This is a genomic window from Burkholderia aenigmatica (genome assembly GCF_048627025.1).
In the GTDB taxonomy this organism is placed as follows: Bacteria; Pseudomonadota; Gammaproteobacteria; order Burkholderiales; family Burkholderiaceae; genus Burkholderia; species Burkholderia aenigmatica.
Genome location: NZ_CP184469.1, coordinates 1,950,797 through 1,973,878, shown reverse-complemented (window position 1 = coordinate 1,973,878; position 23,082 = coordinate 1,950,797). Strand labels below are relative to the sequence as shown.

Genomic DNA, 23,082 nt, shown 5'->3' with positions numbered 1-23,082 from the left:
GGCGCCATCATGGAAGCGATAGATCGTTGCACGCGCCGTACGGCCGAACTCGTTCAGCAATACGGCCCACGCGAATCGATGGAATACGACGTCGTGATCGTCGGCGGCGGCCCCGCCGGGCTGTCGGCCGCGATCCGGCTCAAGCAGCTGGCCGCCGAGAAAGGCACCGAGATCGGCGTGTGCGTGCTCGAGAAGGGTTCCGAGATCGGCGCGCACATCCTGTCGGGCGCGGTGATGGACCCGCGCGCGATCAACGAACTGTTCCCCGACTGGAAGGAACGCGGCGCGCCGCTCGACGTCGAGGTGACGGAAGACCGCTTCCTGTTCCTGTCCGAGAAAAGCGCGGTCACCACGCCGAACTGGGCGCTGCCCGCCAACTTCCAGAACCACGGCAACTACGTGATCTCGCTGGGCAACGTCACGCGCTGGCTGGGCCAGCAGGCCGAAGCGCTGGGCGTGGAGATCTTCCCGGGCTTCCCGGCCGCCGAGATCCTGTACAACGACGACGGCTCGGTCAAAGGCGTCGCGACCGGCAACATGGGCGTGGGCAAGGACGGCGAGCCGACCGAGAACTTCCAGCTCGGCATGGAGCTGCACGCGAAGTACACGCTGTTCGCCGAAGGCTGCCGCGGCCACCTCGGCCGCCAGCTGATCTCGAAGTTCAAGCTCGACGCGAATGCCGATCCGCAGGCGTACGGGATCGGCATCAAGGAGCTTTGGGAGATCGATCCGGCCAAGCACAAGCCGGGCCTCGTGATCCACACGGCCGGCTGGCCGCTGAAGTCGGATACGTACGGCGGCTCGTTCCTGTATCACATGGACAACAACCAGGTCGTGGTCGGCTTCGTGGTGGGCCTCGGCTACACGAACCCGTACCTGTCGCCGTTCGAGGAATTCCAGCGCTACAAGACGCACCCGTCGATCCGCGCGTTCCTCGAAGGCGGCAAGCGCGTGTCGTACGGCGCGCGCGCGATCACCGCGGGCGGGCTGGTGTCGCTGCCGAGGACGGTGTTCCCGGGCGGCGCGCTGATCGGCGACGACGCGGGCTTCCTGAACGCATCGCGGATCAAGGGCAGCCACGCGGCGATCAAGACCGGCATGCTGGCGGCGGATGCAGCATTCGACGCGGTGCGGGCCGGCCGCCAGTCGGACGAACTCAACGCGTACCCGGACGCCTTCAGGCAATCGTGGCTGTACACCGAGCTGTACCGTGCGCGCAACTTCAAGCAGTGGATGGCCAAGGGCCTGTACCTCGGCACGCTGATGGTCGGGCTGGAGCAGAAGGTGATGGGCGGCAACGTGCCGTGGACGCTGCATCACAAGCACGCGGACCACGAGATGCTGAAGCCGGCGTCGCAGTGCGAGCCGATCGCGTATCCGAAGCCGGACGGCAAGCTGACGTTCGACCGGTTGTCGTCGGTGTTCATCTCGAACACGAACCACGAGGAGAACCAGCCGGCGCACCTGACGCTGAAGGATGCGAACGTGCCGGTGAACGTGAACCTGCGCACGTACGCGGGGCCGGAAGGCCGCTTCTGCCCGGCGGCGGTCTATGAATTCGTGAAGAACGACGACGGCAGCGACCGGCTGGTGATCAACGCGCAGAACTGCGTGCACTGCAAGACCTGCGACATCAAGGACCCGACGCAGAACATCGTGTGGGTCACGCCCGAAGGCGGCGGCGGGCCGAATTACCCGAACATGTAACGCATCGCGCCCGTGGGGCCGGATGACATGAGTGGCTACCCGGTGCTCGTCGATGTTCTTCACGAACGCATATACAGGCACCGCATGGAGGGTGGCACGCATACATGTCAAATCGTAAAAGGTGGCGGGGGCCGCGTAGTACAGGTTTGTCTTTCCAATGCCCCTGGTGAATGTGGTGGTGTTGATATTCAGGAGAATGCCTTGAAGATTTTTGTTGCAGTAAAGAGAGTCGTTGACGCGAATGTCAAAGTCGGCGTGAAGTCGGACAACACGGGCGTCGACATCGCGAACGTGAAGATGTCGATGAACCCGTTCGACGAAATCGCCGTTGAAGAAGCGGTGCGCCTGAAGGAAGCGGGCGTGGCGACCGAAGTGATCGCCGTGTCGGTGGGCGTCGCGCAAGCGCAGGAAACGCTGCGCACGGCGCTGGCGATCGGCGCGGATCGCGCGATCCTCGTCGAGTCGAACGACAGCGTCGAGCCGCTGGCCGTCGCGAAGATCCTGAAGGCGCTGGTCGACAAGGAACAGCCGCAACTGGTGATCCTCGGCAAGCAGGCGATCGACGACGATTCGAACCAGACGGGTCAGATGCTGGCCGCGCTGGCCGGTCTCCCGCAAGCGACGTTCGCATCGAAGGTCACGATCGCCGACGGCAAGGCAACGGTCGCACGTGAAGTCGACGGCGGCGCGGAAACGCTGTCGCTGACGCTGCCGGCGGTCGTGACGACCGACCTGCGCCTGAACGAGCCGCGCTACGTGACGCTGCCGAACATCATGAAGGCGAAGAAGAAGCCGCTGGAAACGGTGAAGCCGGAAGACCTCGGCGTGGACGTCGCGCCGCGTCTGAAGACGCTGAAGGTGGCCGAGCCGCCGAAGCGTGCAGCCGGCGTGAAGGTGCCGGACGTGAAGACGCTGGTCGAGAAGCTGAAGACCGAAGCCAAGGTGCTGTAAGAGGGAGCGGAAAGAAATGACGATTCTGGTGATTGCAGAACACGACAACGCGTCGATCAAGGCCGCGACGCTGAACACGGTGGCGGCGGCAGCGAAGATCGGCGGTGACATTCACGTGCTGGTCGCGGGCCACAACGCGCAAGCGGCTGCCGACGCGGCAGCGAAGATCGCAGGTGTCTCGAAGGTGCTGCTGGCCGACGCGCCGCAACTGGCCGAAGGCCTGGCGGAAAACGTCGAAGCGACCGCGCTGAACATCACGAAGGACTACTCGCACATCCTCGCGCCGGCGACGGCCTACGGCAAGAACATCGCGCCGCGCATCGCCGCGAAGCTGGACGTCGCGCAGATCTCGGACATCACGGCAGTCGATTCGGCCGACACGTTCGAGCGCCCGATCTACGCGGGCAACGCGATCGCGACGGTGCAGTCGAGCGACCCGATCAAGGTCATCACGGTGCGCGCGACGGGCTTCGATCCGGTTGCAGCGGAAGGCGGCAGCGCAGCGGTCGAGAAGATCGAAGCGGCGGCAGACGCCGGCAAGTCGCAGTTCGTGAGCCGTGAAGTGACGAAGCTGGACCGTCCGGAGCTGACGAGCGCGAAGATCATCGTGTCGGGCGGCCGCGGTCTGGGCAGCGGCGAAAACTACACGAAGGTGCTGGAGCCGCTGGCCGACAAGCTGTCGGCGGCGCTCGGCGCATCGCGCGCGGCAGTCGACGCCGGCTACGTGCCGAACGACTACCAGGTCGGCCAGACCGGCAAGATCGTCGCACCGCAGCTGTACATCGCGGTGGGCATCTCGGGTGCGATCCAGCATCTGGCCGGCATGAAGGATTCGAAGGTGATCGTCGCGATCAACAAGGATCCGGAAGCGCCGATCTTCAGCGTGGCCGATTACGGCCTCGTCGGCGACCTGTTCGCGCTCGTGCCGGAGCTCGTGAACGAGCTCGGCTGATCACTTCGGGATTGGCCTGCTCCATTCGGTTCCGGACGCGATGATCGTGTCCGGAACCGCAGGGCCCCGGAGTCCGGAGCCTTCCGGTCGACCGCCGGCTGTCGGCCGGACATTCAGAATGATCCGGAAGAGATAGGGTTTGGAAGCAAGCGCGCCGGGAAGTGATGGCGATCGATAACTTCGGAATACTATCTGAACAATAAAATAACCGATTTCGCACACACGCGTACCGTATGCATTCAATCCCCTTTGTTACTTTATCCGTATGGACGCCAGTGTTATTTGGCGTCGCCGTTCGCTGCGCGGGATCGGATGGCCGCCCGACGCTGACGCGCATGCTGGCGCTGGTGGGCGCACTGGCCGGGCTTGTGGCCACGATGCCGCTGCTGTTTGAATTCGATACGCAAGCGCCGGCGATGCAGTTCGTGGAGAACCGGCCCTGGCTGGCAACGCTCGGGATGAGCTGGCGAGTGGGCGTGGATGGTGTGTCGCTCTGGATGGTCGTATTGACCGCGCTCACGACGCTGTTGATCGTGGGCGCATCATGGCAGGCCGTTACGACGCGCGTCGCCCAGTATTTCGGCGCGGTGCTGATCCTTTCCGGATTGATGGTCGGCGTGTTCGTGTCGCTCGACGGGATGCTGTTCTTTGTGTTTTTCGAATCGACGCTGATTCCGCTGTATCTCCTGATCGGAGCGTGGGGCGGCAAGCACCGTTCGTATGCGGCCGTGAAGTTTTTCTTCATGTCGTTCGCCGGTTCGCTTCTGTTGCTGGCCTCGATGCTGTATCTATTCGGCCTCTCCCATACTTTCGATATGCACGTCTGGCATGAGATGAAGCTCGATCTCGTGCCGCAACTGCTGATTTTCTGCGGCTTCCTCGCAGCCTTCGCGGTGAAGCTGCCGATGTGGCCGGTCCATGGCTGGCTGAAGAACGCTTACGCGGAGGGGCCGATCGGCGCGGCAATCATGCTGGGGATGGTCAAGATCGGCGGATATGGGTTCCTCAGGTTCATGCTGCCGATTGCACCGGACGCGAGCCGCATCCTTGCGCCCGCAATGATCGCGATATCGCTGTTCACGGTCGTTTATGCAAGCCTCATCGCTTTGGTCCAGACGGAACTGACCGCCTTGCTGGCGTATTCGACGATTGCGCATATGGGGCTCGTCACGCTCGGCTTGTTCCTGTTCAACCAGATTGCCGTCGAGGGTGCGATCGTCCAGATGATTTCATACGGCCTCGTTTCGGGAGCGCTGCTGATATGCACAGGGATGTTGTATGAACGGACGCAGACACGTTCGCTCGATGCGCTCGGCGGTGTCGCGAACGTCATGCCCCGCTATGCGACCCTGGCAGTGCTGTTTTCCATGGCCAATCTCGGGCTACCCGGCACCTCGGGATTCGTTGGAGAGTTTCTTGTGATCGTGGGCGCGATCAAGGCGAATTTCTGGATCGGGGGCGCTGCTGCACTGACGCTCATCCTCGGTGCGGCCTATACGCTGCGTGGCGTCAGGCAGGTAATATTCGGCGCCGTCAAGAACGAGCGCGTTGCGCGACTCGCGGATCTTAGCCGGCGGGAGCGCGCACTGCTCGTTCCGCTGGCAGTCATCGTACTCGGACTGGGTGTGGCACCCAAGTACTTCATCGCGACCCTGGAGCAGACGACATCGGCCGTCGTTCAGGATTCGATGCGATCCAAGCTCACGGAAACGTCACGCCTCGGTGAAAGCATGACGGTTCGCTAGGGCACCGCCATTTCGCGGAAAGTGAACGTAGTAACCGAGGGCTCGGCGTCGATTCGGAACACTTCATGTGCCGGCGTACGCAGGTGACGTATGGAATGGGTAACGCGCTACGTTTTCTGAGCGGGATTGCTGTCGAAATGAAACATGTTGCGAATGCGTAGCAGCAGTTGACCTTTCGCCCCGATGTCCGGAGATGCGCGAACCGCGACATCGCGATGGAGGATTTGCATTCCGCGGCGAACCGATTGGGCAAATGCGGCCGCGAGTTCGACGTTCTGTGCCAGTAGCGGGGCGATTGCTTCACGCGGGAGACGATAAATTGTGCAATAGGTGAGTGCCACCGCAGTGGCTGCGTGCGGCGCTGCCGTGAGCATGCCGATTTCGCCGACATACTCACCGGCACTGATGCGGCCGATTGTCCCGTCAGCGGAACCGGACGTCCGCGTCAATTCGAGAATGCCTGATGCGACGACATAGAGCCCGTCGTCCTCTGCGCCTTGCGAAAAAAGCAATTCGCCTGGTTCCAGGCGAAGTAACCCGAAACGACTGGCGAGACTGTCGAGTTGCTGTTCGTCGAGGCACTCGAACAAGACGACGTCGCGAATAAGTCGGCGCACCGCAAACAGTTTGTTTGCCGCTTCGGCTGATACGGTTTTGCCCGAGTTATCGTGGGTGAGATGGCCCGCATAGTGCAACTGACGGTGCACGGCTCGCAGCAGGGTGTCCTTGGTGGACGACAGGTGCTGCGTGTTGGCGACGAAAAACGAGATTCGATAAATGTTCCGGTCCGTTCCGAGCTGACTGAGGACGGCTTTGGGAGCGGGTATTCGAAGGATGTCGGGGCAAACGAGCGTCGCTTGAGAAAGCGCTTCGATGACGCGTTCGGGAGATGCGCTTTCCGCACAGGCGACTTCGACGGATGCCGCCCTGCGTTGACTCGGGAAGCTCCTGTTGACGATCTCCGCCTTGGCAATCAAGCTGTTCGGGATAATTGCGATGTCGTCGCCATCGGTATGGATCCGGATCGAGCGCCAGTTGATCTGTGCGACGATACCTTCGATCCTGTCCGCAATCTGGATCCGGTCTCCGACGCCAAACGGCGCTTCGACGCCAACGGCGATTCCGGAAAAGACATCGGCCAGTGTGTTTTGAAGCGCGAGACCGAGGACGATCGCCACGACGCCCGAAGTGGCCACCACGCCTGTCACCGGCAGTGCGTAGACCGAGTTCAGTACGGTAGCGGCGGTCCCAAGATAGACGGCGGCGGCGAACAAGTCGGAAAAAAGCCTGGCGCCTCGCGAGTTCCGATCACGATGAAACCCGAACGACAGGCCGGCGACCACGATCCGCGAGCCTAGCAGCCACCATGCGCCGCCGATTGCGCGCAGCCACATGCTTGCGGTGTCTGCGGGGGCCTGCAGTGGAGGAAACACGGGAAGGACGATACCTTGCCCGTGAAAATAAATGCTGATGGCGAGAAAACAGGCTACATCGAAGCTGATTCGAACTTTGTCAGAAAAATGCCGAAGCCCGAGCACGCCGGCAACCGTGATTGCGATCAGCATCGCGGCGGAGATAAGCGTCAGATTCACCACTGTCCTCGTTCGAATTCATTCAGCAGCGAACTGACGCGGGCCGAGTCAGCGCTCGCACGGGACGCGCGATACATGGCACGCGTGTATTTGTCTCGCCAGCGCATCGCCGAGTCGAGCGCGGCTGACGACAGGCGCGCTCGATACATCGGGATGGCAGAGGATACGTGCCGCTGGGCCAGTCGGCCCAGCAGTCACGGCAACGGCAGCTTTAGTTTGCGTCTCGTCGCAGGGCAAGAAGCCCGAGCAGCACTTCGTCGCGGCGGGCCGCCAGTTGGTCGATCGACTTGCCGGCGACCTCTTCATGAACACCCGCGATCACCTTCTGACGAAGTTCGGGCGTGATCTTCGGCGAACCGAGCACGTTCCACCACGCAGTCATCGGGCCGGTGAACTGGTCGAAGAAGTGTTCGATGCCGCCTTGACCGCCGCCAAGATGGAACAACATGTTCGGACCCATGATGCCCCAACGCAGGCCCGGTCCCCAGCACACCGCGGTATCTGCGTCCTCGACGCTCACGACGTCTTCCGAGATCAGGTGGACGATCTCGCGCCAGAGCGCGGCCTGAAGACGATTGGCGACGTGGCCGGGCACTTCCTTGTTGAGCTGGATGGTTTTCTTGCCCAGGCTCGTATAGAACGCCGTTGCCCGTTCGATCGTTTCCCGTGACGTCTTCGCGCCGCCGACGATTTCGACGAGCGGAATCAGGTGCGGCGGATTGAACGGATGGCCGATCACGCAGCGCTCGGGGTGGAGCTCGCAGGCCGACTGGATCTCGCTCATCGTCAGGCCCGAAGAGCTCGACGCGATGATTGCGTCCGGTGCCAGAATGGCATCGAGATGCTTGTAGAGCTCCTTCTTGAAGTCGATCCGTTCGGGGCCGTTTTCCTGCACGAAATCACTGCCGGTAACAGCTTCGTCGAGATTGGCGGTGAACTGCAGGCGCTCCCGGGATGCATTCGGCGCGAGCCCAAACTGCTCGAGAGCAGGCCAGGCCGCATCGATGAATGCCCGGAGTTTCGGCTCGGCATCCGGGGCGATGTCGGTCGCCACGACATCCAGGCCCTTGGCCAGAAACAGCGCAGCCCAGCTTGCGCCGATGACACCGGTGCCGATGATGGCGACGCGTTTGATTTCCTTGCTCATGGCTTTTGATCCTTCGAATGGAGTGAGGTCAGACGAACGCGCTGAAACCGGTAACCGCCTTGCCGACGATCAGGTGATTCATTTCGCGCGTGCCTTCGTACGAGTAGAGTGCTTCCGCGTCAGCGAAGAAACGTGCGACGTTGTAGTCGAGAACGATGCCGTTGCCGCCGAAGATCTCGCGCGCCCACGCGACGGTCTCGCGCATGCGGCTCGTGCAGAAAGCCTTGGCCAGCGACGACTGCTGGTCGAGCAGCTTGCCCTCGTCCTGCAATTCGGCGAGCCGTACTACCATGCATTGCGACGCCGTGATATTGCCGAGCATCTTGGCGAGGTGATCCTGGATCATCTGGAACGACGCAATCGGGCGGCCGAACTGCTCGCGGGTCTGCGCGTAACGCAGCGCGTGTTCATAAGCGCCCATGCTGCAACCGACGGCTTCCCACGCGACGTATTGACGGGTGAGGCGCAGCACGCGTGCCGTGTCGCGAAACGACACGTCGCCCTGAAGGCGGTTCTCTTCAGGAACACGGCAGTTGTCGAGCGTGATCACGCCGTTCTGTACGACGCGAAGCGCGATCTTGTTCTCGATCTTCTCGACGGAGAAGCCGGGGGTCGTCTTGTTCTCGACGATGAATCCCTTGACCTGATTGTCGTCGACATCGCGTGCCCAGATGATCGAGATGTCGCACCACGGCGAGTTGCCGATCCACCGCTTCTGGCCATTGAGAACCCACGTATCGCCTTCGCGCTTGGCGGTCGTCAGCAGGCCGCCGCCGGCACCCGATCCGACCAGCGGTTCGGTCAATCCGAAGCACCCGATCTTCTCCAGCCGTGCCATCGGGGGCAGCCATTTCTGTTTCTGCTCTTCCGATCCGCCGAGATAGATCGACCCCATGGCCAGACCGCTATGGACGCCGTAGAAGGTCGAGATGGACGAGTCGACGCGCGCGAGCTCCATCGCGATGAAGCCATCGAGAAGCGTGCTGCCGCCGGCGCACCCGTAGCCTTCGAATCCGACGCCGACGATGTTGAGGTCCCTGATTTCGGGGATCAGCTCGAAGGGGAACGCATCCGCGGCCCAGAACTTGTTGATTACCGGCGCAACGCGTTCTTCCATGAACGTGCGCACGCGCTTCAGCAGTGCGCGTTCGTCCTCGCTCAGGAACTCGCGAATCAGGTAGAAGTCGCTATCGGGGGCCGGAAGCGGGTGGTTGGGCTTCGAGGTGGCGGTCATGATGATGTCCTAGATACGTTTTCAGGATGCGTTCGCGGGTGCTTGCAGATAGTCGTGGACGACTTCCGCGCCCGCGATCGTCAGATCGGTGAGGATATGGATAGCGGACAGCACCTCGAGCACCGGGAGTTTGGCGACCGGCGCGAAACAATGCGGATGCAGTTCCAGGGAGGCGGGACCGGTCCACGCACCCTTCACGGTGACGTCGCTCACGTAATACTTGACCAGTTCGCAGACGCGGGCCGAGCCGTCGACGTGCGGCAGGATCTTCAGCAGGAAGCCGGGCGCTTCGAGGGTCTTCTTGACAGCGGCAAGATCCAGCGGCTCGTATTTGTATCCCATGGTCGCGGTTGCGACCCGCACGCCGTTGTAGTCGAGCGTGCCCACCAGCGCGTCGTTGCGGATTTCGAGCTTCGGCTGGGCCAGTACCTTCGGAAAGCCGAGTAATTCGCGACCGGAAGCGATGCCGGCTTCGCTGTCGAGGTACATCGCATGAGTGAAGCCACCGGGTGCGCCGTTGAACGATACGGGGACGACCTGGCCCGATTCGGTGTAGGAACCGAGGCCGCTCGAGTCCGGCATCTTGATGAACTCGTATTTGACGATCGGTTCAGTCGGAAGCAGCGGAGCGGGTATCACACGAGCCAGCGCTTCGGGATCGGTGCGATAGGTGATGATGATGAATTCGCGATCGATGAACCGGAACGGCGGCTTCGGATAAGCCGGGCTGCCGATCGGCATGGCATACGCGCTAGCGCGGATTTCGTCTTCAGTCATGAAAGGCTCCGTGTGTACGGCTGGCGTCGGCCAGCCGGTGGGTGGTTGCCAGGGGAGGCATTCAAGCCATGTGGCCGCGCAATGTGTCAGGTCTTGTCGCCGAAGCGGGCAACCACGCCCGCATCCTGCAGACTGGCGATCTCGGCATCGTCGAAACCCATTTCGGTCAGAATCTCCGTGCCGTGTTCGCCAAGATGCGGTGCCGCGACAGGCTTGACCTTTTTCTGACTCGCGATATGGATCGGATTGCTGACCGTCTTCGTGGCAGGCTGACCAGGTACCTCAAGCGGCACGACGATCCCGTTGATCTCGAGTTGCGGGTCGTTGATGATTTCCTCGGCGATCTGGACGACACCGAAAATCACACGCTGAGCGGTGAGCGCCTGTTTCCAGTAGGCCAGCGTTTGGCTGGCGAACAGCGGATCGAGGATGTCGACCAGCGCGGCTGCGTTTTTCACGCGCAATTGCTCGTCGGCGAAGCGGGGATCGTCCAGAAGTTCGGGCCTGTCGATTGCTCGGACGAACGGCGCCCATTCCTTGCGTTGCGCAGCGACCAGCAGGATCCAGCGCCCGTCACTCGTCTGGTACGGATTGAGCAGCGCATTCGGAGGGCTTTTGCGATCATGCTGCGGGAAGAACTTGCCGCCGTTGAGTCCGCCTTCGACCCATGCCGCTGCGGCCCAGATGCCATTGGCGATCAGGGAAGTCGTGACGTGGCCGCCCTTGCCGGTCTTGGTGCGCTCGTAAAGTGCAGTGACGATCGCGGCATAGAGGGTCGTCGCTGTCGCGTGATCGCCGATGCCGGGAATGGGAAGCGTCGGCGGACTACCGGCGTCGTGGGTGACTTCCATGAGGCCGGAACGTGCCCAGTACGCCGTGACGTCGAAGCCCGGGGTATCGGCTTCCGGACCCTGCGCGCCGTAGCCGGTAATGTCGGCGTAGATCAACTTCGGATTGAGCGGCGCGAGATCTTCGTAGGTGACGCCCAGCGCCGCCCGCACGCGCGGCGGGAAATTGACGACCAGGACGTCGGCCCACCGAACGAGGCGTGTCAGCACTTCGCGCGCACCTTCCGATTTGAGATCGAGAGCGATGCTGCGCTTGTTGCGGTTCGTCAACTGCCACGCGTAGTTCGTATCGGCGACGGGGTTCGGGGGAATGATCGAAAAGAAGCGATAGACGTCCCCGGTGCCGGGCGGCTCAATCTTGATGACATCCGCGCCGAAGTCGGCGAGGATCGTCGTGGCCGCGGGGCCGGCAATGTAGCTCGCGAGGTCGAGTACCTTGAGGCCTGAAAACACGTGTTTTCCGTCAGACATGGAAGTGTTCCGAATTCGAGGTTGAGAGAGGAGCGGCGTCGATGGGGCGCACCCCGATTACCGCTCCGGGCGAAGGTGCCGGTGCGGGTCAGCGCCCGCGAAATACAGGCACACGCTTCTCGAGAAAGGCCGTGGTGCCCTCTTTTTTGTCGTCGGTCGCGGCGCACAGCGCAAACAGTTTTCCTTCCAGCGCCAGTCCTTCCGGCATCGCCGCATTCAAACCGAGGTGGACGGCGTCCATCGCATACGCGACGGCCAGCGGCCCATTGGCGGCGATTTGCGCCAGGATCGTCTCTGCGCGGGCAATCAGCTGGTCGGCTGCCACGACCTCATTCACCAGGCCGATCCGATATGCCTCTTCTGCCGACACCATTTCTCCGGTGAGGATGAGTTGCAGCGCGATACCCTTGCCGACGAGACGCGGCAGTCGCTGGGTGCCGCCGAAGCCGGGAATGAGCCCGAGCCGGACCTCGGGTTGGCCGAACTTCGCGCCGGGACTCGCGAGCCGGATCGTGCAAGCCAACGCGGTCTCGCATCCGCCGCCGAGCGCGAGGCCGTTCACCGCGGCGATGACCGGTTTGCCGAGACGTTCGATGAAATCGAGCAGCGCCTGGCCGGCACGCGTGCGCTGCTCGGCCTCGACTGGCGTGGCGCTGGCCAGTTCGCCGATATCGGCGCCGGCGATGAAGGCACGGTTGCCTGCACCGGTGAGGATGACGCCGCGAATCGATGCATCGTTACGCGCATCCGTGAATGCCGCATGTAGCTCCTCGATCGCCCGTTGGTTCAACGCGTTCATCACGTCGGGACGGTTCAACGTCACATAGGCGACCGACGCTTTCTTTTCGTAGAGGAGTGTGCTGAAACTTGGAAGTGACAGGCTATTAGGCATGGAATGGATTTCTCCAAAAGATGGCGCGCGATGATGCTTGGCCTACGGCAATCGGAAGGTGTGAACGAATCGTCTCGTGGTGGCGTCTTGTCGCGCGGAGGAACGGGTGGAAGAAGAGGTTAGAGATCCTGAATCCGGGTGTTCTCGACAGCGGAAGCCAAGATCATGAAATTTCGGTTGACGGGTTTCGATTGCAACCTCGCGTGGATCGGCCGATAGACAAGGTCACCGACGTGGATGGCGCAGTGCGACAGCGCACACGTGCCGGGCATTTTGGCGATACGGAGCTTCCACATCTGGTCACCGTAGTGGCACGCGGTTGGATCGAGCCAGGAGACGTAGATGGTCGAGTCGCTTTTGCGGCCCAATATGCGGACGGTGGGGGCAGACGAAGCTCCGTTCGGATGACAACTTCGCCCGCCTTCGTTGACGGATGATGGCGCGTGGTTGTTGCGCCGAATACCGCCGTCAAGCATGTCAACTGTGTGTGTCCAGATCACGCTACTTGGTACGCCACTATCCATCCATGCGACTCCTCTTACCGCGGTTCATTGAAGTAAGTGGTGCTGACTACGATTGATCTTAAGGTGACGCTGATCCGATGCATATGTGAGATCTCACAATGAAGCTAGCTCTTTTTCCAATTGGCATAGGATCGACGAACGAATCCAGGCCGTGGAGGACTGGTCGCTCGCCAGGTGTGAATAATGGGGACGTTTCGCGACGGGGCGAAGTGGCGCAGATAGAGCGATGGCCGTGCGACGCACGGCGCGCCGTGGAGCTCGACACCGACTCACGGGCCGGTATCCGGTGTGCGGACGCTATCGAGAAGAGGCTGGACGACGCAGCGCATGCGCTATCGCTGTGAAATCGGCTTGAATCACGGCGAATATAAAAGCGGTGGACATCCCGAACAGGAGTACGCCATCAGACGATTCGATCGCACCGAGCATCCGCCAGTTTTCCGTCAAGGAAAGGCCTGACGCGCCGCGTGTCGCCATGGTATCGATCGAGAAGAACAGCGCGTCGCCGAACGAGTTGAGTGCCTTGAGTTGAACGAACACAACGGCCCACAGAGCCGATTCCAGCGTATGAAGCAGACCGAGCGCGATGCAGATGAAGGCAACGATGCCGACCAGTTTACGCAGTTGCACGTGAATGGTGTCGCGTTGCATATCGAGCACACGGCGAAGCCGACGCGCGACGACAGCCAGAAATACCATCGCTGCTGCGTGAATCAGAATGTTGGCCATGCCAAGAAAAATGCCAATTGTCCAGCTTTCCATGGAGATATTTACGTACGGAAATGAGAATGAAAAACGGCGTCAGGTACGCGCCTTGCATGTGGAAACGCGCGGCTACGGTGTCGCCGCGCGAGGGAAGACGTTATGCTGGCGCTGAACGTGTTACGTTGACTAGACAAGGTTTGGCCAGCGGAAAACTACCGGTGGTCAGGTCATGTAAGTGCTCGGACCTGGTTCGCCGAGCGCTGTTTCGACAAGCGACCACCTCGCTGCGTCGATGGTTCGCTTAATGTCTGTTGTCATTTGACCGCGCCGCGCAGCTTGATCGCGATATCGAGCTTCGAGATCCAGCCGGCGTCATCAAGGCGCGCCCCGAGGATGTTCTCGATGCGCTCCAGGCGATAGTTGAGCGTGTTGGGATGGATTCCCAATACGCTCGCGGTTGCCTTTCGTCGCTGAAGCTGGTCGAAGTAAGTTCGAAGCGTTTCGAGTAAATCGGGTTCGCCTGCCAGTTGCTCGACCATGGATGTGAGGTAAGTCAGCGTACGTTTGGTGCCGCGTATGCTTTCCTCGACCGCGATTTCGGAATACAGGCGCACGCGCTCCTCGTCGAGATGGCTTCGGCCGAAACTGAGTGCCCGGCCTGCTTCATCGGCGGACATGGCCCAGCCCGATGCGCCTTCGCCCGGCAGCCCGACACCGATCGCCTTGACTTCAGGCAATGTGTCGGCAATCGATGCAATCTGCTTGGCCAACTGACTATCGTTCGGCCCGCTCGTCTCTCCCAGGCGCTCCGGTATCCACAGGAGCAATTGCCCGCGAAACCAGATGTCGAAAATATCGTCGATAGGGACTCTGAGGCGCCGGGCGGCTGCCGCAACGATGCGGTCGATCTCGGTCTTGAAGGTGGCCGAGTTGCTGTCGATCGATTCGACATCGATGGCCAATGCCACTCTCGGCACTGTCACGTCGAGGCGTAGTGCTGCCGCCGTCTTGTTGAATGCATCGATATCGTCGGGAAAATTGAAGATGATGCTATGCAACTGATAGCGCAGCGATTCCCGCCAGCGGGCTTGCCTGTATTGCTCCTCGAGAAAGGTCTGGGCGATTTCCTGCGACATGATGTCGAAGAACTCCAGCAGATACGGGGAGATTCGAAGCAGAAGTTCATCGCGAAGCGCGTCGTCGGCCTCGGCAATCTGGATATAGAAGCACCACAGTTCGCGGGATCCGAGTCGGAATGCACGAAGCAATGCTTCGAGCGGAACACCCTGGTAGACGCGTCGGCGTCCGTATGCGCGGAAGCCTTCGAGCGTATTTTCGGACGGCATCTTGCCCGACATGAGGCTGTCGAGCCAGAGTTTCGACGACAAGACGATGGAGTCTCGAATATCGAGCTTGGTCGTCGAATCGAGGTCCGCATAGGGCTTGATGTTCATCAATGCCTTGTACACTCGTTCCACAAATGCGGCGTTATTTTCGGCGACGCTGGCGGTCCACCGACGCAAGGCCGGGGAAATCTCGGGGATGGCAGTTGTCATACGATTTGACTCCTAGCGAACGCTCCGCGCAATCGGGCAGTGCTCCGATATGCCTAAATGGTAGGTACGGGGCGATCGTGCTGCTGAACTAGCTAAACAAAGGATCACAAAATAGGGTTGGAACAGAGCGGGTGGTTTGTGCGTGGCGAGGTCATTGATGCTGGCATGTGGTGGTTTTACTGAGGCTGCAGCAGCAGGTCGAGCCGGTCAACATGACCGCTCGAACCTGCCGCATATGAGCACTATGCGAGCGCAGCCGAGATGAGTCTGCGTACTGAATTACATTGAGCTTGTAACGTCAACGCAGCTTTACGATGTCTTGCTCGGTGACTTTCGCGGCGGGATTGCCGAACTGGCCGGTCAGGTAGTTCGTCAGCGCGGCGATCTGCGCATCCGACAGCTCGTTGCGGAACGCGGGCATCCCGACATCCTCGCTGCCGGCCTTGCGCTGCACGCCGTTCAGGATCACCTGCATCAGGTTCGCCGGATTCGGCGCGCCGACCGTCGAGTTGTGGAACAGCGACGGGTAGTAACCGTCCGGCGTGCCCTTGCCCTGCATCTGGTGACACGTCGCGCAATTGCCGAGGTACAGCCGCGCTGGGTCGATTCCCGACGACGTGAACGCGACGCCGCGCAGCTTCTGGCCATCCTCGGCCGGCTTGCCCCACGACGACCGCGGCTGCTTCGCGCTGCTGTCGACCACCGCTGGTACCGTGCGGATGTACGTCGCGATGGCGCCGATGTCGGCTTCCGTCATCTTCGAGAAGCTGTGCTCGACGGCTTCGGCCATCGGGCCGGCCGCCTGCGCGAGACCCGGCACGGTGCCGGTGCGCAGGTACTGCACGAGCTGTTTCTGGGTCCAGCCGCCGATCCCCGCATTCGGGTCGGACGTGATGTTGTAGCCGTCCCAGCCCGCCAGCACCGAACCCGACAGGAAGCTGCCGCCCGTCTCGTCGAGCGACTTCTCCTGCATCGCGATGCCACGCGGCGTGTGGCACGTGCTGCAGTGAGCGAGGCCCTGTACCAGGTACGCGCCGCGGTTCCACTCGGCGCTCTGCGATGGCTTCGACTCGTACGCGCCGTCCTTCAGGAACAGCCAGTTCCAGATCTTCATCGGCCAGCGCATGCTCAGCAGCGCGGGGATCTCGTTCTTCGGCGGCGCCTGCTTGACCGGTTCGACGCCGTGCATGAAGTACGCATACAGCGCCCGCACATCGTCGTCGTTGATCTTCGCGTACGACACGTATGGCATCGCCGGATACAGGTTGCTGCCGTCCTTCGAGACGCCGTGACGCACCGCGCGCTCGAAGTCGTCGAACGTCCAGTTGCCGATGCCGGTATCCGGGTCGGGCGTGATGTTGCTCGTGTAGATCTTGCCGAGCATCGGCACCGGCATGCCGAGCCCGCCGGCGAACGGCTTGCCGCCCTTCGCGGTGTGGCAGGCCATGCAGTCGCCGGCGACTGCGAGATATTCGCCGCGCTTGACCTGCGCGGGGTCGGCCGAATCGGCCGCGCGCACGAGCCCCGACAGCGCGAGGCAGCCGGCGAGGAGGAAGGTGAGAGTAGATTTCCGCACGGTCAGACTTCCTTCTTCAGCGTGTCCGACATCCGCAGCGCGAGCGCCGCGATCGTCAGCGTCACGTTCACCGTACCGACGGTCGGCATCGTCGAGCTGCTCGAGATGAACAGGTTCGGATGGTCGAACGTTCGGCAATCTTTGTCGACGACCGAGTCGCGTGCATCCGCGCCCATGATCGTCGCGCCCGTGATGTGGTTGTTCGGCGCGAACTCGTCGTTGAAGACGACTTCGGTGCCGCCGAGCACCTTCGCGGCCGTCGCGTAGACCTCGCGCGTGTGCACGGCGCCGCGCTTCACGTAGTCGTCGATCGCATAGGTGATCTCCGGGCGCGGGATGCCGATCGCGTCGGTGGCCGTCTTGCTCGGCACGATGCGGTTCTCGGGCTGCGGCAGGATTTCGTGGAAGCAGTCGAACTGCACGAAGCGCGCGGAACGGTCGCGGATCTGCGCGTCGAGCTCCTCGGGCTTCATCAGCTTGCCGCCCTTGAAGATCTTCTGCGTCTCCTGGTTGATGCGCGACATGTTCGACAGGTGGATCTTCTTCGCGGCTTCGGTCGCGCGGAACGGGCCGTCGCGGAAGCCGATCAGCGACGTCATCTCCTGCGGGCCGCGGCCCGGCCACAGCTTCTCGTTCGCGTAGAACGACACGCCGGTGCCCGGATGGTCCATCAGGTTGCGGCCGACCATGTCCGAGCTGTTCGCGACACCGTTCGGGAAATCGCGGTTCGCGGACATCAGCAGGATCTTCGGCGTCTCGATACCGTTCGCGGCAATCACGAAATACTTGCCTTCGACGCGATGGTCGGCACCCGTCTTGTCCTTGTAGACCGCGGCGGTGATGCGCTTGTCCGGCCCGGTCTCGAGCTTGTAGACGACCGCGCTGTCGATCAGCTTCGCGCCGGCCTGCTCGGCCTTCTCGACGTGCACGATGCCGTTGTACATCGCGCCGATCGGGCAGATCGGCATGCAGTTGTTGTTCCCGCAACAAGTGGGCCGGCCGTCGTACGGGCGGCTGTTGCGCGCGACCGGCTCGGTCACCACGTGGAACTTCGGGTCGTAGCCGTTGAGCGCGCTCTTGATCGTCTGCTCGTTGAACGACAACGGCAGCGGCGGCATCGGGTACGGCTCCTTGCGCGGCGAGTACAGGTCTTCCTCGGGGCCCGGGCCCCACACGCCGAGCTCTTCCTCGGCGCGCTGGTAGTAATGCTCGATGTCGTCGTACTGGATCGGCCAGTCGCGGCCGACACCGTACACGGTCTTCATCTTGAAGTCGTTCGGGATGAAGCGCCACGCCGACGCGGCCCAGTGCCACGTCGTGCCGCCCACCGCGCGGATGTACTGCGAGTTGAACTTGTGCTCGCCCTTCAGGATCAGGTAGTCGTTCGGCGGGCCGTATTCCGGGTGCGGCGCCCACGCGCTCGACGGGTACGGGGCCATGAAGTCGGTCTTGTCGACCTGGTTGCGGAAGCGCTCGACGATTTCCCAGCGCGGCATGCGCGGGCCGGCTTCCAGCAGGATCACGGACTTGCCCGCCATCGCGAGCTGGTGTGCGACGATCGCGCCTGCGACACCCGAGCCGACGACGACGACGTCGGCCTTTTGCGTATCGGTATCGGCCATCAGGCTTGCCTCTCGATCGGTTTTTCGGCCCAGAAGCCGGGTTTGTTGGGGCAATACGAAGGGATCACGAGCGTATCGGATACGACGCTGAACATTAATGCTTCTTCGTAGGTAATCACGACGTTGTCGACGATGCCGATGTACCAGGCTCCGAGAATCTTCAGCGCGAGCGCTTCCTGATCGGGAGTCAATGAACCGGACGCGAGCGCACCGGCGAGTTGCGACAGACCGTCGGCCGCCTTGAGTGAACCCTTCTGCAAGGCTTGAAGGAAGCGTTCGCCGGTCACGCGGCTCAGCCCGTTCTTGCCTGTCAGTGCTTCGGAGAGCGTCATGAACGTATCGAGCGGCGCGGTGCCGGGATCGTTCGCGAGGGCCCGCAACGCCAGTGAGCCGGTGAGGCCCGCCGCCGTCAGCGCCAGTGCGCCCTGTAGCCATTGACGCCGCGTGATGCCGGATACGGCTTCGTCGTTGTCACGACGCGAGTGGGGAACCGTTCTGTGGGTCATGTTGGTAATGTTCCGGTAGTCATACGGCAAGCCAATGTCGACATCAGTAATGCTTTGCGTCCGTTTCGCGCACTTTGCCGCGAAACACGTGGTACTGCATCGCGTTGTAGACGAGGATGACCGGCAGGATTACGACGGTGCCGACGAGTGCAAACAACTGGCTTGAATGGCTCGACGAGGCTTCCCAGATCGTCAGCGATGGCGGCACGATGTTCGGCCAGATGCTGATCACGAATCCCGTATAGCCGAGGAAGACCAATCCGAGCGTCAACAGGAACGGCGTTGCTTCGCGTTCGGTCCGTAGCGCTCGGGCGATTCCCGCGACGCATGCGAGCACGAGGACCGGCACCGGCATGAACCAGACGAGATTGCCGCTGCCGAACCAGCGATGGGCGACGGCGGGCAGGCCGATCACGGTCCACAGGCTGACTACACCCATCACGCCGAGTAGTACGCCGGTCAGTGGCTTCATCAGCGAGCGCATCCTGTGCTGAAGTTCTCCCTCGACCTTGAGTATCAGCCAGCCGCAGCCGAGCGTTGCGTACGTGACCAGCACGCCGATTCCACAGAGGAGGCTGAACGGCGATAGCCAGTCGAACGGGCCGCCCGCGAACTGGTTGTTCACGATCCGGATGCCCTGAAGCAGCGAGCCGAGCACGATCCCTTGGCAGAATGCCGCGAGCGCGGAGCCTCCGATGAACGCGAGATCCCACAGGTGTTGGGTGCGGACCGCTTTCGCTCGTAGTTCGAATGCTGCGCCGCGGAAGATCAGCCCGACTACCATCAGGATCAACGGCAGGTAGTTGGCAGGAAGCAGCGTCGAATATACGACGGGAAACGCCCCGTACAGACCGGCGCCGCCGAGCACGAGGAATGTCTCGTTGCCATCCCACACCGGCGCGATCGTATGGAGCATCACGTCGCGATCGCGTTTCTCCTCGAAGAACGGAAACAGCAGGCCGATACCGAGGTCGAAGCCGTCCAGCATCACGTAGAGAAACACGCCGAGCCCGATGATCGCGGCCCATACGACAGGAAGGTCGATCTGCATGGGTCACTCCGTTTCGGTAGTGTCCAGCGGTGTGGACAGGGCGCTTTTATGCAAACCGGGATGCCGGCGAACCTCGACAAGCCCGGCTTTGGCCGTTGGCCCACGAAACATCAGCTTCATCATGTAATAGACCCCCGCGCCGAACACCAGGAAATAGACCACGACGAAGATCAGCAACGACACGCCGGCTTGTTGTGCGCTGATGGGCGACACGGAATCCGCCGTACGCAGCACGCCGTAGACCGTCCACGGCTGGCGTCCGACTTCGGTCGTGATCCAGCCGGCAAGTAACGCGACGAGGCCCGACGGTCCCATGCACAGAACGAACCGCTGGTACCAGCGCGCTTCGTAAAGCCGGCCGCCGGGCCTAAGCAGCAGGCCGAGCAGGGCGGTCAGAAGCATCAGCATCCCGAGGCCGGCCATGATCCGGAACGTCCAGAATACGATTGGCGAATACGGGCGGTCCTGCGGAGGGAATTCCTTCAGGCCGCGAATCTCGCCATCCCAGCTGTGCGTGAGGATCAGGCTGCCGAGATGCGGCACCTGGATCGCATAGCGCGTGACTTCGGCCTGCATGTCGGGCAGGCCGACGAGATTAAGCGCGGTGCCGCCTTTCTCGGTTTCCCACAGCCCCTCGATTGCCGCGATCTTCGCGGGCTGGTACTTGCGCGTATTGAGGCCGTGCGCATCGCCGACGACGATTTGTACCGGCGTCAGGATCAGCAGCAGCCAGAGCGCCATCGAGAAGCTGCGCTTGACGGGCTCGTCGCGACGTCCCTTCAGTAGATGCCATGCGCCGCACGAAGCGACGATGAAACCCGCGACGATGAACGCGGCGATCGCCATGTGGGCAAGGCGGTACGGAAACGACGGATTGAAGATGACGGCGAGCCAGTCGACCGGAACGATGCGACCGTTCCGGATCGCGTAGCCTTGCGGCGTCTGCATGAAGCTGTTCGAGGCGAGGATCCAGAATGTCGACACGAGCGTGCCGGCCGCGACCATGAGCGTGGCGAAGAAGTGTGCTCGCTCGCTCACGCGCTGCCAGCCGAACAGCATCACGCCGAGAAAGCCGGCTTCGAGGAAGAACGCGGTCAACACTTCATACGTGAGCAGCGGCCCGGTGATGTTGCCGGCGACGCTGGAGAACCCGCTCCAGTTCGTGCCGAACTCGTAGGCCATCACGACGCCCGAGACCACGCCCATGCCGAAGCCGATCGCGAAGATCTTCGACCAGAACAGGAACATGGCCTTGTAGGCGTTATCGCGCGTCACGAGCCAGCGCCATTCGAGCACGGCCAGAAAACTGGCCATGCCGATGCTGATGGCGGGGAAGATGATGTGGACGGAGACTGTGAACGCGAACTGTAGCCGCGCGAGATGAAGTGCGTCGAATATCTCCATCACCGCTCCGTCTCAAGTTTGAATTCACGTTCTTATAATCAATAGCAGTACGCAAAGTCAACGTAAATATCTGGATTGCAAAATTTGTACGATACGGGGGTACGGGCCAGTGAAGGCCGATCGTGCCTTATGTGAGAAGGGGGTTTTGCGAGTTTTGCAGACTGGCCATGACCCGGGTGTTGTGATTATCTACAAATCGGTTTGTGTGAAATCACAGTATTGTGAAAGGCCACAATCGCAATATGATGTTTCACAGTTTCATCGACCGAATACCGCGATTACTATCAACAGCCGAATCGCGCACTGCTCATGCTGGGCCAGTTGAGTACTCTCGATCAAAAAGCCGAAATAGGTGTCCGGCACTGGTAGTTGTGTGTCCGCCCGAGCCTCTTTTCACAGCGTTGGTTCGATCGCTGAATCATCCTTGCGTCATGTCCTCATGCCGCTTTCGTTCGTTGCCTTGAGTAATTTGCCGATGCGTCTGTCTACCGCCCTGAGTTTCGTTTCGATCGCGGCCAGCCTGTTGCTCGAAGGATGTGCAGCCGCGCCGTCGGTTGCCGTATTCGGCGCGGCTTTTCCTGACTGGCTGTTCTGCATCGTTGGCGGTGTATTGGGGACCGCGATCGTTCACGTCGTGCTGGGCAAGCGCGGCAAGCGCGCGCTGCTCGCGCCGCTGGCGATCAGCTATCCCGCGCTCGCCGCAGCGCTCGCGATGGCGTTCTGGCTGCTTTTCTTTCCCCACTGATCTCGCGTACCGTTATGTCCGACGCTTCCGGCGCATCGCGCAAAAAGTCCCTGCCTGCATGGCTCATCGTGATTGCCGCGCTGGTGTTGCTCGGCGTTGTCGTGTGGCGTCTCGACCAGTCGCCGACGACCGATGACGCATACGTCTACGCGGACACGATCAACGTCGTGCCGGAAGTCAACGGCAAGATCGTCGAGATGCCGGTACGCGACAACCAGCCGGTGAAGCAGGGCGACCTGCTGTTCCGGATCGATCCTCGGCCGTACCAGGACGCGCTGAACCAGGCGCGCGCACGGCTGGTTACGCTCGACAAGCAGATTGGGCTGACGCAACGCACGGTCAATGCGCAGCAGTACAACGCAGATTCCGTCAAGGCGGCTGTCGAACGCTCGCGCGCGCAGGCTGCGCAGGCAGCCGATACGCTGCACCGGATGGAGCCGCTGCTCGCGCCGGGCTACACGTCGGCGGAGGACGTCGACCGGGCGCGAACCGCGCAGCGCGCGGCGCAGGCGGAACTGAACGCGGCGATGCTGCAGGCGCAGCAGGCATCCGCAGCGGTGAGCGGTGTGGATGCGCTGGTCGCGCAGCGTGCGGAAGTCGAGGCACAGATCGCGATCGCCGAATTGAATCTCGAGTACACCGAAGTTCGTGCGCCGTTCGACGGACGGGTGGCTTCCTTGCGCACGACGGTCGGCCAGTTCGCTTCGGCGCTCAAGCCGGTCTTTACGTTGATCGACACGCGTCATTGGTACGTTGTCGCGAATTTTCGCGAAACCGATCTGAAGGGCATACGCGCCGGAATGCCGGCCACTGTCTATCTGACGAGTGACACCGGCAAACGCTTCGGCGGTACGATCGATTCGATCAGCTACGGCGTGCTGCCTGACGACGGCGGCGTGGTGCTGGACGGGTTGCCGCGCGTGGCGCGCAGCATCAACTGGGTGCATGTGTCGCAGCGGTTCCCGGTCAAGATCGCGGTGCGTGACCCGGATCCGAACCTGTTCCGGGTCGGCACCTCGGCGGTCGCGACGCTCAGGCGCGACGCTGCTGCACACGACACGGCACGGTGAGCGCGGC

The 23,082-nt window shown here is 61.9% G+C and carries 20 protein-coding genes; 6 read left to right on the top strand and 14 right to left on the bottom strand.

Annotated elements, in window-relative coordinates; genetic code table 11:
- Positions 1-9 precede the first annotated feature (9 nt).
- The 4 genes from ACN8ZM_RS25775 to ACN8ZM_RS25760 all read left to right on the top strand — a co-directional run bounded on the left by ACN8ZM_RS25775 (position 10) and on the right by ACN8ZM_RS25760 (position 5,355).
- Positions 10-1,707 carry an electron transfer flavoprotein-ubiquinone oxidoreductase gene (locus ACN8ZM_RS25775; protein ID WP_420211141.1) on the top strand — a complete coding sequence of 566 codons (1,698 nt, stop codon included), beginning with the start codon at positions 10-12 and terminating at the stop codon, positions 1,705-1,707.
- Between the two features lie 201 nt (positions 1,708-1,908).
- Complete coding sequence (locus ACN8ZM_RS25770) at positions 1,909-2,658, top strand: electron transfer flavoprotein subunit beta/FixA family protein (protein WP_420211140.1); 750 nt, start codon at positions 1,909-1,911, stop codon at positions 2,656-2,658.
- A gap of 16 nt (positions 2,659-2,674) precedes the next feature.
- Positions 2,675-3,610: an electron transfer flavoprotein subunit alpha/FixB family protein gene (locus ACN8ZM_RS25765; protein WP_420211139.1), complete on the top strand. Its 936-nt coding sequence runs from the start codon at positions 2,675-2,677 to the stop codon at positions 3,608-3,610.
- Between the two features lie 233 nt (positions 3,611-3,843).
- A complete protein-coding gene (locus ACN8ZM_RS25760; RefSeq protein ID WP_420211138.1) occupies positions 3,844-5,355 on the top strand; it encodes a complex I subunit 4 family protein in 1,512 nt (503 codons plus the stop codon).
- 107 nt (positions 5,356-5,462) lie between these two features.
- On the opposite strand, the gene ACN8ZM_RS25755 is transcribed toward ACN8ZM_RS25760, so the two are convergent.
- The 14 genes from ACN8ZM_RS25755 to ACN8ZM_RS25690 all read right to left on the bottom strand — a co-directional run bounded on the left by ACN8ZM_RS25755 (position 5,463) and on the right by ACN8ZM_RS25690 (position 21,260).
- A complete protein-coding gene (locus ACN8ZM_RS25755; RefSeq protein ID WP_321812911.1) occupies positions 5,463-6,947 on the bottom strand; it encodes a mechanosensitive ion channel family protein in 1,485 nt (494 codons plus the stop codon).
- Between the two features lie 211 nt (positions 6,948-7,158).
- Positions 7,159-8,094, bottom strand: coding sequence for a 3-hydroxyacyl-CoA dehydrogenase NAD-binding domain-containing protein (locus ACN8ZM_RS25750; RefSeq protein ID WP_420211137.1), 936 nt, complete (start codon positions 8,092-8,094; stop codon positions 7,159-7,161).
- 28 nt (positions 8,095-8,122) lie between these two features.
- Entirely contained in the window at positions 8,123-9,328 is a 1,206-nt protein-coding gene (locus tag ACN8ZM_RS25745) for an acyl-CoA dehydrogenase family protein (RefSeq protein WP_234621204.1), read from the bottom strand.
- A 21-nt stretch (positions 9,329-9,349) separates the two neighbouring features.
- Positions 9,350-10,105 carry an acetoacetate decarboxylase gene (locus tag ACN8ZM_RS25740; RefSeq protein WP_175691109.1) on the bottom strand — a complete coding sequence of 252 codons (756 nt, stop codon included), beginning with the start codon at positions 10,103-10,105 and terminating at the stop codon, positions 9,350-9,352.
- Positions 10,106-10,191: 86 nt separating this feature from the next.
- A complete protein-coding gene (locus ACN8ZM_RS25735) occupies positions 10,192-11,424 on the bottom strand; it encodes a CaiB/BaiF CoA transferase family protein (RefSeq protein WP_420211136.1) in 1,233 nt (410 codons plus the stop codon).
- Between the two features lie 88 nt (positions 11,425-11,512).
- The gene (locus ACN8ZM_RS25730; RefSeq protein ID WP_420211135.1) at positions 11,513-12,316 is read right to left on the bottom strand and encodes an enoyl-CoA hydratase/isomerase family protein; all 804 of its coding nucleotides are present in this window, start codon (positions 12,314-12,316) and stop codon (positions 11,513-11,515) included.
- A 119-nt stretch (positions 12,317-12,435) separates the two neighbouring features.
- Positions 12,436-12,840, bottom strand: a complete 405-nt coding sequence (locus ACN8ZM_RS25725) for a DUF3331 domain-containing protein (RefSeq protein ID WP_420211134.1) — start codon at positions 12,838-12,840, stop codon at positions 12,436-12,438.
- 297 nt (positions 12,841-13,137) lie between these two features.
- On the bottom strand, positions 13,138-13,602 hold the full coding sequence (locus ACN8ZM_RS25720; protein WP_420211133.1) for a two pore domain potassium channel family protein: 465 nt from the start codon (positions 13,600-13,602) through the stop codon (positions 13,138-13,140).
- 257 nt (positions 13,603-13,859) lie between these two features.
- Positions 13,860-15,101 carry a PucR family transcriptional regulator gene (locus ACN8ZM_RS25715; protein WP_420211131.1) on the bottom strand — a complete coding sequence of 414 codons (1,242 nt, stop codon included), beginning with the start codon at positions 15,099-15,101 and terminating at the stop codon, positions 13,860-13,862.
- Between the two features lie 298 nt (positions 15,102-15,399).
- Positions 15,400-16,677, bottom strand: coding sequence for a c-type cytochrome (locus ACN8ZM_RS25710; protein WP_420211130.1), 1,278 nt, complete (start codon positions 16,675-16,677; stop codon positions 15,400-15,402).
- 2 nt (positions 16,678-16,679) lie between these two features.
- Positions 16,680-18,299 carry a GMC family oxidoreductase gene (locus ACN8ZM_RS25705; RefSeq protein WP_043184375.1) on the bottom strand — a complete coding sequence of 540 codons (1,620 nt, stop codon included), beginning with the start codon at positions 18,297-18,299 and terminating at the stop codon, positions 16,680-16,682.
- Positions 18,299-18,805 (bottom strand): sugar dehydrogenase complex small subunit, encoded by a 507-nt coding sequence (locus tag ACN8ZM_RS25700; RefSeq protein WP_420211129.1) that lies wholly within the window; start codon positions 18,803-18,805, stop codon positions 18,299-18,301. Before ACN8ZM_RS25700 ends, ACN8ZM_RS25705 begins: the two co-directional genes overlap by 1 nt.
- A 43-nt stretch (positions 18,806-18,848) precedes the next feature.
- Positions 18,849-19,856, bottom strand: a complete 1,008-nt coding sequence (cydB, locus tag ACN8ZM_RS25695) for a cytochrome d ubiquinol oxidase subunit II (RefSeq protein ID WP_420211128.1) — start codon at positions 19,854-19,856, stop codon at positions 18,849-18,851.
- A 3-nt stretch (positions 19,857-19,859) separates the two neighbouring features.
- Entirely contained in the window at positions 19,860-21,260 is a 1,401-nt protein-coding gene (locus ACN8ZM_RS25690; protein ID WP_321819606.1) for a cytochrome ubiquinol oxidase subunit I, read from the bottom strand.
- Positions 21,261-21,684: 424 nt separating this feature from the next.
- Here ACN8ZM_RS25690 and ACN8ZM_RS25685 point away from each other — a divergent pair, with 424 nt between their 5' ends.
- Positions 21,685-22,005 (top strand): YtcA family lipoprotein, encoded by a 321-nt coding sequence (locus ACN8ZM_RS25685; protein WP_234621197.1) that lies wholly within the window; start codon positions 21,685-21,687, stop codon positions 22,003-22,005.
- Positions 22,006-22,019: 14 nt separating this feature from the next.
- The gene (gene mdtN / locus ACN8ZM_RS25680) at positions 22,020-23,075 is read left to right on the top strand and encodes a multidrug transporter subunit MdtN (protein WP_234621196.1); all 1,056 of its coding nucleotides are present in this window, start codon (positions 22,020-22,022) and stop codon (positions 23,073-23,075) included.
- Positions 23,076-23,082 lie beyond the last annotated feature (7 nt).